General features: G+C 51.7%; 10 protein-coding genes. 9 read left to right on the top strand and 1 reads right to left on the bottom strand.

Annotated features, from left to right (window positions below):
• Positions 1 to 9 precede the first annotated feature (9 nt).
• The 3 genes from NNL21_RS11195 to NNL21_RS11205 all read left to right on the top strand — a co-directional run bounded on the left by NNL21_RS11195 (position 10) and on the right by NNL21_RS11205 (position 3,879).
• Positions 10 to 921, top strand: a complete 912-nt coding sequence (locus NNL21_RS11195) for a carbohydrate ABC transporter permease (RefSeq protein ID WP_204820859.1) — start codon at positions 10 to 12, stop codon at positions 919 to 921.
• 205 nt (positions 922 to 1,126) lie between these two features.
• A complete protein-coding gene (locus tag NNL21_RS11200) occupies positions 1,127 to 2,722 on the top strand; it encodes an extracellular solute-binding protein (RefSeq protein ID WP_204820860.1) in 1,596 nt (531 codons plus the stop codon).
• A gap of 140 nt (positions 2,723 to 2,862) precedes the next feature.
• Positions 2,863 to 3,879 (top strand): glycoside hydrolase family 130 protein, encoded by a 1,017-nt coding sequence (locus tag NNL21_RS11205; RefSeq protein ID WP_204820861.1) that lies wholly within the window; start codon positions 2,863 to 2,865, stop codon positions 3,877 to 3,879.
• 64 nt (positions 3,880 to 3,943) lie between these two features.
• Here NNL21_RS11205 and NNL21_RS11210 read toward each other — a convergent pair whose 3' ends face one another.
• Positions 3,944 to 6,271, bottom strand: coding sequence for a helix-turn-helix domain-containing protein (locus NNL21_RS11210; RefSeq protein WP_204820862.1), 2,328 nt, complete (start codon positions 6,269 to 6,271; stop codon positions 3,944 to 3,946).
• Between the two features lie 192 nt (positions 6,272 to 6,463).
• On the opposite strand from NNL21_RS11210, the gene NNL21_RS11215 reads away from it, so the two are divergent.
• From NNL21_RS11215 to NNL21_RS11240, 6 genes are all read left to right on the top strand, one after another.
• Positions 6,464 to 7,558 (top strand): amidohydrolase/deacetylase family metallohydrolase, encoded by a 1,095-nt coding sequence (locus tag NNL21_RS11215; protein ID WP_204820863.1) that lies wholly within the window; start codon positions 6,464 to 6,466, stop codon positions 7,556 to 7,558.
• Positions 7,536 to 8,648 carry a DgaE family pyridoxal phosphate-dependent ammonia lyase gene (locus NNL21_RS11220; RefSeq protein WP_204820864.1) on the top strand — a complete coding sequence of 371 codons (1,113 nt, stop codon included), beginning with the start codon at positions 7,536 to 7,538 and terminating at the stop codon, positions 8,646 to 8,648. The genes NNL21_RS11215 and NNL21_RS11220 overlap by 23 nt, the downstream gene beginning before the upstream one ends.
• Positions 8,641 to 9,396, top strand: coding sequence for a 2-dehydro-3-deoxy-phosphogluconate aldolase (gene dagF, locus NNL21_RS11225; RefSeq protein WP_204820865.1), 756 nt, complete (start codon positions 8,641 to 8,643; stop codon positions 9,394 to 9,396). The genes NNL21_RS11220 and dagF overlap by 8 nt, the downstream gene beginning before the upstream one ends.
• Positions 9,389 to 10,402: a sugar kinase gene (locus NNL21_RS11230; RefSeq protein ID WP_204820866.1), complete on the top strand. Its 1,014-nt coding sequence runs from the start codon at positions 9,389 to 9,391 to the stop codon at positions 10,400 to 10,402. Before dagF ends, NNL21_RS11230 begins: the two co-directional genes overlap by 8 nt.
• 10 nt (positions 10,403 to 10,412) lie before the next feature.
• On the top strand, positions 10,413 to 11,135 hold the full coding sequence (locus tag NNL21_RS11235) for a GntR family transcriptional regulator (protein WP_204820928.1): 723 nt from the start codon (positions 10,413 to 10,415) through the stop codon (positions 11,133 to 11,135).
• Between the two features lie 215 nt (positions 11,136 to 11,350).
• Entirely contained in the window at positions 11,351 to 12,121 is a 771-nt protein-coding gene (locus tag NNL21_RS11240; protein ID WP_204820867.1) for a DeoR/GlpR family DNA-binding transcription regulator, read from the top strand.
• Positions 12,122 to 12,226: the final 105 nt, after the last annotated feature.

Genomic DNA, 12,226 nt, shown 5'->3' on the forward strand with positions numbered 1-12,226 from the left:
AATGGAACTATGGTTACGACATTCAAGGAGTCCAAGAGAGACAAGCTATTTCTGGCATTAAATTATCTTTACCTGACGGTGGCGCTCGTTCTTGTATTGTATCCGCTTCTCTACATTGTCAGCGCCTCGATCAGTAGTCCGCAGTATGTCAATACCGGAGAGATGTGGTTGTTTCCCAAGGGATTCACACTGGATGGATACAAGCTTGTTTTTGATAATCCGAAAATATGGAACGGCTACATGAACACCGTTATTTACACTGTGTTGGGTACACTGCTGAATCTGGTCGTTACATTGCCTGCAGCATATGCACTTAGCCGATCCGATTTTGTTGGCCGCAATCTGTTTATGGGCATGTTTCTGGTCACGATGTTTTTTAATGGCGGCCTGATCCCTTCCTATTTGTTAATTAAGAACCTGGGACTGATCAACACCATGGGAGCGCTCATCTTGCCTGTGGCTGCTTCTGTCTGGAACATCATTGTGGCGCGAACCTTCTTTCACTCTACGATTCCGAAGGAATTGCAGGAGGCGGCCCATATTGATGGCTCAACCAACATGAATTTGTTTATTCGCATTGTGCTTCCGTTATCCATGCCAATCATTGCTGTTATGGCCTTGTTCTACGGGGTAAGCCACTGGAATAGCTACTTCCCTGCCTTGATTTATTTGAATGACGAGAGCAAGTATCCGCTGCAGATGGTGCTGCGTCAAATTCTTGTTCTTCAGGAAATGTCGGCGGAAACAACAGGGGCGGCCATTAGCGGCGATATCGCCGAGGCGATGAATAACAAGGCGGAAATTGCCTCACTGGTCAAATACGCCGTGATCATCGTGTCTACCCTGCCAATTGTTATTCTGTATCCGTTCCTGCAGCGCTACTTTGTCCAAGGGGTCATGATTGGCTCGGTCAAAGGCTAATCGCCTGGCTTCTATATGGAACGAAAGAGCGGAGCAGGAAGAATGATTCTGGAGAAGCGCCAGCGATCGTAAGAACATGCTGCCTGCGCAGCGGGCTGTATTTGAATCATTCAATTTGCCATTATCCAATCGGTAGTAAATGAAGGAAAATGCATTATGCCTTCGTTTGTTATAGCATTAAGAGAATGAAAAGGGAGGATTATTCATGCAACAGAAAAGAAAGGGCTTTGCCCTGCTCGTATCGGCAACCATGCTGGTCGGGCTTCTGGCAGGCTGCGGTTCGTCCGACAACAACAAAGAAGGCGGCGCAAGCCCGTCAGTCGAGGTCAGCAAGGAAGGGTTCCCGATTGTGAATGAGAAAATTTCATTGACGATGATGGCGCCTGATGTAGGGCTGCAAAATTGGAACAACATGGCGGTTCTGCAGCAAATGGAAGAAAAAACGAATATTAAGATGGTCTACAATAATGCGCCGAAGGATAGCTTCGAGACAAAGAAGAACCTCGTATTTGCCAGCGGCGAATATCCGGATGTCTTCTATGCGGCGGGTCTGACGCCAGCCGAGCAAATGAACTACGGCGAGCAGGGCATCCTGGTTCCGCTGGAAGATCTGATTGAGAAGCATGCCCCGAACTTCAAGAAAGTGCTGGATGAGAATCCGGGTGTGCGCAAGTCGATCACAGCGCCTGACGGACATATCTACTCGCTGCCGGTTGTGGAGTTCAACCAGCCTTGGTACCGCAACCCGATGTGGTACAATGGCGATTTTCTGAAGAAGCTGGGATATGACAAGCTTCCTGCAACGACGGAAGAGCTGTACACCTTCCTGAAGAGAGTAAAGGATGAAGACGCGAACGGCAATGGCAAAGCGGATGAAATTCCGCTGTCTTCGGTCAACCTGCGCGATATCCGCACCTGGCTGCTGGGCGCATATGGCATTTATGAAGAGGAAATTTATGTAGACGACAAGGACGTTGTTCACTACACGCCGATTGAGAATGGATACAAAGAGTACCTGACGTTCCTGAACCGCCTATGGAAAGAGAAGCTGCTGGATCAGGAGACCTTCTCCCAAACGGCTGAGCAGAAGAAAGCCAAAGCGCAAAACAATCAAGTGGCCTTATTCTCCGATTGGCATGCTTATATGACCCTTGGCGGCGAGCAGAGCATGGATGATCCGATGTTCGCACCTGTCAAGAGCGACATGGTAGACGCTCCTGTCATTGCGAAGAACAGAGGCGTAACAACCGGCGCATTCTCGATCTCCAGCAGCAATGCGTATCCGGAAGCATCGATGCGTTGGGTGGATTACCTGTACGGCTATGAAGGCGCCCTGCTGTTCAACAAAGGACCGGAAGGCACGCTGTGGAAGTACACGGACAAAGCCTCGCTGACCAAAGAATACCTGCCTGTACCAGGCGGCGGCGACCGTGAGGATTACCGTGCTACTTTAACGCCAAACTACGGCATTCCGGCACCGACGATTTCGATTCCGGAAACCTCTAAGGGACTGCTTACGGAATTCGACTCATGGGTAGAAAACGAATCGAAAACGAAGCTGCTCGACAAGGGTGCGAGAATCCCTTATCCGACACTGTTCCTGACAGCTGAGGAGCAAGCGGAAGTGACGACGTTAACCTCCGACCTCACGACCTATGTACGCCAAATGGAAGCGAAGTTTATTACCGGCGCTGAGCCAATGGCTAACTGGGACAGCTACATCAAGACGGTAAACAAGATGGGCGGACAGCGGATGGCCGAGATCTATCAGGCTGCTTATGATCGCTGGAAAGAAAGCTAATATACCAAGACATCTGTAAAATGTTTAGTCCAGCTCTTACGGCTTGTGGACAAGTCCACGGCCGGAGAGCTGTTGGTGTCATCCATTACAAATCATGTATGAGGCCTCATGAAAGGGAACATGCATCAGGAGGAATAACGATGAAAATTACCAGACATCCCAACAATCCCATTGTCGTGCCGGGAGGCTATGACTGGCGCAAAGTGACGGTGTTCAACCCGGCTGTCATCATTGATAATGACAAGTTCTATATGATTGAACGGACAGCGGAATCCTTGACGCCCTGCAAAAACTTTCTGGGGCTGCTGGAAAGCGAGGACGGCGTTAACTTTACGCATGTTAAGGACGAGCCGATTGTCACGCCGGACATGCTGGGCTTCCCTTATGGCAGCGTACAGGATCCGCGGCTGGTCAAGATTGACGGCACATTCTATCTGAACTATGCGCTGCGCCCTTGCGCCATGAGCTACTATCCGACAGGAGAGGGCGTGCCTGAACGCTCTATTCCGAAGTACCCGGACGGCTGGGGCGAGCAGGAGGGACACTGGCTGACGCGCTCTTCCATTCTGAAGTCCGAGAATCTGATTGATTGGGAGTTCGTTGCCGATACGACGCCGCTGGACATTAATGACCGGGATAATATTCTGTTTCCTGAGAAAATTAATGGTAAGTTTGCCCTGCTGCGCCGTCCCGAGGAGTACGTGGGTGAGGCATACGGTACGGAGAAGGCCGCCATGTGGATTACGTATTCCGAGGATTTGGTTCACTGGGAGGAGCCTAAGCTGCTGATTAAAGGGGAGAACCCTGGTTGGGAATCCCGCAAGATCGGTGGATCGACGCCGCCGATTAAGACAGACAAGGGCTGGCTGGTGCTGTATCACGGCGTGGATGATCAGATTGTATACCGGGTTGGCGCGATGCTGCTGGATTTGGACAATCCGGAGAAGGTCATTGCCAGAACGCATAATTACATTATGGAGCCGGAAACGTATTACGAAAAATTCGGCTTTCAGATTCCTAACGTCATCTTCCCGACCGGCAATGTCGTGAAGGACGGCCTGTTGTATATTTACTATGGCGTCACCGATACGGCCATCGCGCTGGCGACCGTGCCGCTGGATGATCTGGTGGACTATATTCTTAACGAGCCGCAATAAGACAAAGAAAGGGGCAAACGGCAGGAGTTAATCTGTCCGCTTGCCCTTCTAGTCGTCTTATCGTCTATTCATCCGCCTTGCTGCTGCCGCTGTTTTGCTTGCGGTATTGGCCGGGCGTCATGCCGGTTTCCTTCTTGAATTTGCGGATGAAGTTAGGCGCGTCCAGATAGCCTACGCTTTCTATAATGATCTGGAGCGGATCGCTGGTTGTCACGAGCAGCTGCATCGCTTTATTGATGCGCAGCTGCCACATATATTGCGAGAAGTTGATGGCGGTCTTCTCCTTGAAGCTGCGGCTCAGGTAAGAGGTGGAAACGGAAAACTTCAGCGCAATATGTTCCAAGCTAAGCGTATAGTCGGCGAAATTCTGCTCCACATACAGGACGATATCGTCAATCAGGGAAGGCTGATCGGTTTCGGTATTGCGCTGCGCTTGCTGGCAAATCCGCGAAGCGAGCGAAACCAGCATTAACTCGAATTCCTCCAGCGTCTCGAAGGAAGTGAGGCTTGGAATGCTGCCGAATTCTTGGTTCATTCGCAGATCCGCAGCTGTACGCAGCAGCGTATTGAGAAGATCGTAGCAGATCAGTCTCAGGACAGGAACTGCAAGCCGCTCCTGCTTGATCTCCTCGATCATACCGGCAATCAACGGCAAAGTGACCGCTTCATTGCCTTGCTTGAGGCTCTGTTCAAGCTTGAGTACGGATTTCTTGGATAACCAGAAGGTTTCCTGGGCCGTCGTTTGCAGCGCGTGCAGCTGCTCGAAGTGCGTAATGCGCTCGTGGCTGCCGGATACCCGGTATTCAAGCGCGGTGGACGCTTCAACAAAGGATTGATTGATATCAGATAAGGTACTGTACAACGTTCCAACGCCAATGTATGGGAGCGTGTGCGAATGATCGAGCAGCATGATCGTAATGGCATCCAACACTTGCAGAACCAGCTGCTTCTGCGTTTCCGGCGATTCTGCCGGCAGTGAGACCATGAGCACAAACCGGTCGCGAACCGAGAATTCCACGCCGTAGACCAGGGCGTTCAATTCTGGAAATTCAACCTGGCTCAGCAGCTCCTGGTGCAGCAGCTGATCCGTGCGCTGCGGGTCATCCTCGTGGGAATCCTCCCAAGCAAGAACAACGGAGAAGTAAGCTCCTTCGGAACCGGGCCGCTCCAGGCCGGTGTCCCTGACCATGCGCTCAATTTCCGGATCGTCCGGCTTCCCGTGCTTGAGCAGAAGCATTAGGCACTGATTGCGGACGAATGGCTCCTGCATGTTGATCCTCGCATCGTAGTCGCGAATGGTGTGGCTGATCCACTCCCATTCGTTGCGGATCTTGACCGCTTCGCCGCCGGATTGCAGACGGGCGAATTCCATCAGGTTCTTGATCGGATGATACTGCCGCTTGGCCAGAAACATGGCTGCGATGATTCCGGTCACCACGGTGATGGCAAACACCAGCAGAATCAAGGTTTGAATATGGGCCACGCGTTCAAAGAACTGATAGGTAGGCATGGTCGTCACGTAGCCCCAGCCGTTCTCCTGGGATCTTACAACAACGACCGAATTTTGTTCGCCATCCAGCTTGATGCTGTGAATGCCGGGCTTAAGCCCTGAGAGGGATACGAGTGCTCCGCCGGACAGACTCTTGCCGTTAGTGCTTCGGGTCAGTACTTGTCCGTCAGGATCAAATATAAAGCTGCTGCCGGAAAAACGGTTCAGGATCGAGTCCATGATGCCCGTCAGCTTGGATTCCTTCAGCAGGAACATGACGGTTCCATAGGGATATGGATCGTTCGGCTTGATCGGGATCATCAAGGTTAGCAAGGTTTCCTGACGGGAATAGATCGATACTTCCTCCGCAGGGCGGATGAACGGCTGCGTGGATTCATGAAGCGCTTTCAGAAGCTCACCGCTGTCCCAGTTCTGGTACTTGTACACGCGGTTAAACATATAGCTGGCGTCCGTCATCCCTTTATACGAATAAATATGGTCGCTGCCATGATAGGAGAGAAACAGCTCTTCCACTATGCTGCTGTTGGCCGTGTAATTCGCAAGCGTTGTAATGGCTTCTCTGCTATGGTAAGGATGACTGGCCATATAGGGAGTCAAATGCTCGTCATAAGAAATTCTGCTGGCGATTTCGTACAGATCGGACATGTGGCCGTCAATCGTCATTTTGACCTGACTCAGCTGATTGACATTGGACTGTTCAATTTCGGACCGTAGATTGGACACGGCATTCTCATAGACGAAGATGGTAACGCCCGTAAGCGGAACCAAGAATATGACAATGTAGGATAGTGCGTATTTCACAAGCAGCTTGGATTTGAAATGGCTCCAATGCGTTCGGATCTTGGCCGCAAGCGATGCTGCGCCCCTGAATGCTGCAGGCACGAGAATCCCCCTTTATGATTGAACTGAATATAGAAATCGATATATAGGGCTGAATGAATGTTTATGGGTAAACGACACATTTAAACATTATAACGTTATATTCATTTTAATTCTATAATGTGATAAGCTATTTTTGGATAATAGAGATTGGGATATTTAGTATATAGCTTGGAGAGGTGGACGGAAGCCATTATGGATCTGTTATTGCGCAATGTAAAGCTGGTTGATGGCCAGCCGGCAGATATTGTCGTTAACAATGGCATTATTGATCAAATCGCTCCTGCCGGCATGGGAGAGGGCAAGCAGGTTGTGGACGGTACGGGCCTGTATGCTTCTAGCGGCTGGATTGACCTGCATGTTCATGCCGACCCCGAGCTGGAGCCCTATGGCGATGAGATCGATGAAATCGGCATTAGGCAGGGGGTTACCACCGTGGTGGATGCAGGAAGCTGCGGGTCCGACCGGATTGGCCAATTGGTAGCCAATGCAGGCCGCGCCAAGACGCGCGTGCTGGCCTTTCTTAATATTTCGCGGATCGGGCTGCTGCGGACAGATGAGCTTTCACGCCTGGAATGGATCGACGAATCTCTAATCGGAGAGGCCCTCAAGCAGTACGCTGATTTTATCGTCGGTTTGAAAGCCCGAATCAGCCAAAGCGTCGTCAAAGAGCAAGGTCTGGAGCCGCTGCGGCTGGCGCGCGGGCTTGCAGATATATACGGCCTGCCGCTTATGGTGCATATCGGGTCTGGTCCGCCTGCTATTGGTGAGGTGCTGCAATTGCTGCAGGAACGCGACATTGTGACCCATTATCTGAACGGCAAGGCCAATAATGTCTTCGACGCGGAGGGGAAGCCTCGGCAGGCGCTGCTTGATGCAATGGACAGAGGCGTTCATCTGGATGTCGGGCATGGGACGGCGAGCTTTTCGTTCCATACAGCGGAGCTGGCCAGACTAGCGGGGATCAAGCCGCATACGATCAGCACGGATATTTACCGGGGCAACCGGCTGAACGGCCCGGTATACAGCATGTCCGATACGCTGTCGAAGTTTCTGCTGCTCGGCTATCCGCTGGAGGAGGTCATTTCCATGGTGACGGCCAATGCCGCGGCCTGGCTAGGCAGACCGGAGCTGGGACGGATTCGGGCGGGAGAGCCTGCCAATCTGACGCTGTTTGCAGTAGAGAACGGAGTGAAGAAGTTGCGAGATTCAGAGGGTGAGGAGCGAATAGCCGATCACTATATTGAAGCCAGGGGAGTTGTTGTTAATGGGACATTCACTGCATGCTAAATATGGGCTCAAGCGGGTCGTCAATGCGAGCGGCCGGATGAGCATTCTGGGTGTATCCGTACCTACGGACAGCGTTATGGAAGCCATGAAGCAAGGCGGGCAGCAGTATGTAGAGATGGCGGAGCTGGTACGCCGTTCGGGCGATTATGTTGCGGGCATTCTGGGTGCGGAAGGAGCGGTGGTCGTCAACTCGGCGTCCAGCGGCATCGCCTTGTCCGTGGCTGCCGTGGTGACTCAGGGCAATCCCCGTGTCAGCATGCGCCTGCACCAGGAGCCTGTTCTTAAGAACGAGATCATTATGCTCAAGGGGCATAATGTGCAATACGGCGCGCCAGTGGAAACGATGGTCTTCCTTGGCGGCGGCCGCACAGTGGAAGTAGGCTATGCGAACGAGGGACGCAAAGAGCATATCGAGGAAGCGATATCCGGTCGAACAGCCGCCATCCTGTACGTCAAGTCCCATCATTGCGTACAGAAGAACATGATTAGCGTCGAAGAAGCCTGGGAAGTGGCGCAGCGCCGGGGAGTACCGCTCCTTGTAGACGCCGCGGCGGAGGAAGATATCCACAAGTATGTACAGTGTGCGGACTTGGCGATTTACAGCGGGTCCAAAGCGATTGAAGGTCCCACTTCCGGTATAGTCGGCGGCAAACGCCAATATATCGAATGGCTGAACGTTCAGCTTCACGGGATTGGACGCAGCATGAAGGTAGGCAAGGAGACGATATTCGGACTGCTGCAGGCGCTGGACGAGTATGTGAACAAGGAAGACAAGAGCCAGCAGGAGAAGGCGGCACTGGAACCGATGCATGCCTTGTCCAGCCTGGCGGGAGTAAAGGTCAGCATCGTGCAGGATGAAGCGGGACGTGCCATTTACCGCGGTAGAGTCCACATCGACGCGGAGGCGGCGGGTATTGGGGCCAAGGCGGTGAACGATCAGCTTCGCGAGGGAGATATTGCCGTTTATACGCGCGATTATGGTGTGCGTCAAGGGTATTTTGACATTGATGGCCGCTCGCTGCAAGGTGACGACCTGCAGGTTATTATTCATCGAATTCAAGAAATTGTAGGGGGAACAACTCATGTCTAGCATCTATGCACGTTTATACAAGAATAGAGCAGCATTGAATGTGCTGACGAACTCGATCGATAACGCCAAACAGGTCTATGAAGCGGCGGAAGGCCAGGTTGTAGTAGGGGTATTGTCCAAGAACTACCCGACTGCGGCTGCTGCTGTCGAGGCGATGAAGGAGTACGGCGCCGCTATTGACGATGCGGTATCTATCGGTCTGGGCGCGGGAGATAACCGTCAGGCGGCTGTTGTAGCTGAAATCGTCAAGAGCTATGCAGGCAGCCATATTAATCAGATCTTCCCCGCTGTCGGTATGACGCGCGCCAATCTGGGTGCCAAGGACAGCTGGATTAACAGTCTGGTGTCGCCAAGCGGCCAGGTCGGATACGTTAATATCTCGACAGGCGTGTTCAGCGCAGGCGTTGCGGAGAAAGCGATCGTACCCGTCAAGGCGGCTATTGCGCTGGTACGCGATATGGGCGGCAATGCGCTGAAATATTTTCCGATGCAGGGATTGAAGCTGGAGGATGAATACAGGGCGGTCGCCAAGGCATGTGGAGAGGAAGGCTTTGCTTTGGAACCGACAGGCGGCATTGATTTGGACAATTTCAAACCGATCGTGGAGATTGCTTTGCAAGCGGGTGTGCCGCAGATAATCCCGCATGTGTATACCTCGATCATCGATCCGGCGACAGGCGCGACCAGAGTAGAGGATGTGGAGCTGCTGCACCGCACCTTGAATGCGCTGGTTGATCAATATGAGTAAGACGGCTGCATTTGGCGAAGTGATGATGCGTCTGGAAGTCCCCGGCTACGGAACGCTGTCACAGGACAATCAGTTGAAATACTCCTTCTCAGGTAGCGGGGTCAATGTCATGTCGGCATTGGCCCGCTACGGACATGAGAGCTATCTGGTGACGACGCTGCCCGATAACCCGCTCGGCGAAGCGGCGCTTTCCTATCTGCGCAAGCTCGACATTAGAACCTCGCTTGTTCATCGGGGCGGCAAATATGTGGGTATGTATTTCTTGGAGCATGGCTTCGGTGCGCGTCCGAGCAGGGTGACATATACGGATCGTCTGGGCAGCAGCTTCAATACGGCGGCTTATGACGACAGTCTGTTCGGCAAGGCGGCGCAGCAGGTTGAGCTCATGCATTTTTGCGGGATTACGCTTGCTATGAACGACAATGTTCGGGGAGCGATGAAGCGGCTTGCGAGGGAGGTCAAGCGCAGCGGGGGCCAGGTTGTATTCGACTGCAATTACCGGCCATCCCTGTGGGGCGATGGAGACTATGACCAGGCGCGGCCGCACTACGAGGAAATGCTGGAGCTGGCGGACATCGTCCTTATGAATGAGCGGGATGCCCTTCTTACCCTTGGAATGGAATCATCCGTGCAAGGGAGAATGGCCCAGTTACAGGATTTGGTCCCCCGGGTGGCGAAGCAGTACAGGATCCAGACCATAGCCGGCACGCATCGGCAAATCAACGGGGACAATACGCATTCGCTCACAGGCTACGTCTACGGTAACGATGCGTTTTACTTTGCAAGAGAGAGGACTTTCTCGGTTTATGACCGCGTAGGAGCGGGAGATGCGTTTGCCAGCGGCATTATCCATGGCGTGCTTCAAGAGACCCCGCTTCCGCAGGCGGTGGAGTTTGCAGCGGCGGCTGCGATGCTGGCGCATACCGTGTCGGGCGATACGCCGATTGCATCCAGCAATGAAGTGTTGAAGGCGATGACGGATCATATAGGCGATGTGGAAAGGTAGTGTGATAGCCGTGTCCATTACACGGAAGAACGGGCCCTTATATCTGCAAATCAAGAAGATCATCAAGGATCGGATTCTGCATGGCATCTATCCGCTGGGCATCCATATTCCTGCTGAACCGCAGCTGGAGCAGGAGTTTCAAGTCAGTAAAATGACGGTTCGCAACGCAATCAGAGAGCTTGCGGAGGAAGGCTATGTAGAGAAGAAGAGCGGAGTCGGGACCATTGTTCTGCGCAATACTTCGTTGTCCAGATTGTCCAAGGGCAAGCGATTTACCGAGCTCCTGGTAGAGTCGGGACACCGGATGGAGAAGCGGCTGATTGCATCCGGACCTGCTTCCCTGCAGAGCGGAACGGAGCTAAGGGAGCTGTTCGGATCTTCCTGTCACCGCATTGAACGATTGTATTTGTTAAACGATCAGCCCTATATCCATTTCATCCATTACATCACACCGGTGATCGGCTTTCATAACGAGCGGGCAGCGTCGGAGCAATTGTTCTCCTCCCTGTACGACTGGCTGGAAGAGAAGAAAATTGCGCTCGAAAATTTTCGCGACCGGTTTCTGGTCGAAACGGCAGCGCCGGATACCGCCCAATTGCTGGGGATCGAGGAAGGTGCCGCAGTATTGAAGCGATTGCGGTATTCCTATGACGGCGAGGGGAATGTCATTGAATGCAGCATCGGCTATTACAACACGGCCCTCCATCCGTATCTTGTCGATTATGATGCTTAACGAATCCATCGAGCGTGGTGCAAAGTGCTAAGATCCATATGCGGCAGACTCCGCAGGACGTGTTTCCATCGTCCTGCGCGAGATGCCGCATATTTGCTTACGGTTTTTTACGGCTGCAAGAGGGATATACAAAGAATTAATGGCATTTGCTTCTTAGAACTTCTATAATGAATAATGGTAAAGGAATGGGATGATCTTCAGGAGTGGGTGGATAAATGCTGCAGGAAGAGCGCTATAAGAAAATTCAAGAAATTTTGAAACAAAATGAATCTGTCAAGGTGACAGAGCTGGTCCAGGTTCTGAATGTTTCGATCGATACAGTCAGGCGCGATTTGGAAAATATGGAAAGCAAAAAGCTGCTCAAGCGTGTGCACGGCGGAGCTATTCTTGCCGCGGATCATGGCGATCGCAATGCATTTTCCTATAGAGAAAACAAGAACAAAGATAAGAAGATGGAGCTGGCGCAGCTGGCTTGCGAGTATGTATCGGAAGGGCAAGCGATCGCATTGAATGCGGGGACCACTAATTTGGAAATCGCCAAGAAGCTCTCCGAAAACTTTGAACGGTTGACGATCATATCGAACGGATTGCGTATTATTGAGCATTTCTCCAATAAGCCAGGCTTTACGGTTATCGTGCCTGGAGGGATACTGGATCACGAAGAATACGCACTGTACGGAAAGAAATGCGAGGAAGAGATAACCGGATACAATATCGATCAGGCGTTCATTTCAATTAATGCTATATCGATAGACAAAGGTTTAACAGATTTCCGTATTCACGAAATCGATATTATTAAAGCCATGATGTCATGCGCGCGGCAAAAAAATGTAGCAGCTGATTCCAGTAAATTCGAAAAGGTATCGTATATGAATGTTTGTCCGCTAACACAGATTGACCGGATTATTACGGATTCCACAGTAAACGAAGATATTGTAAAAATGTATAAGGATTCGGGTATTTCAGTATCCTATAAAAAAGGCTAATTCAAAGCGAATGCAAAATAATATTGTAAGCCAAACGCCTCCAACACCGCTGCAGAAGCGGGTAACGATGCGTTTTTTTGTGTCTTCATTTTTGAAAACAAGATA

This window comes from Paenibacillus mendelii (assembly GCF_024498075.1).
Classification (GTDB): Bacteria; Bacillota; Bacilli; order Paenibacillales; family Paenibacillaceae; genus Paenibacillus_Z; species Paenibacillus_Z mendelii.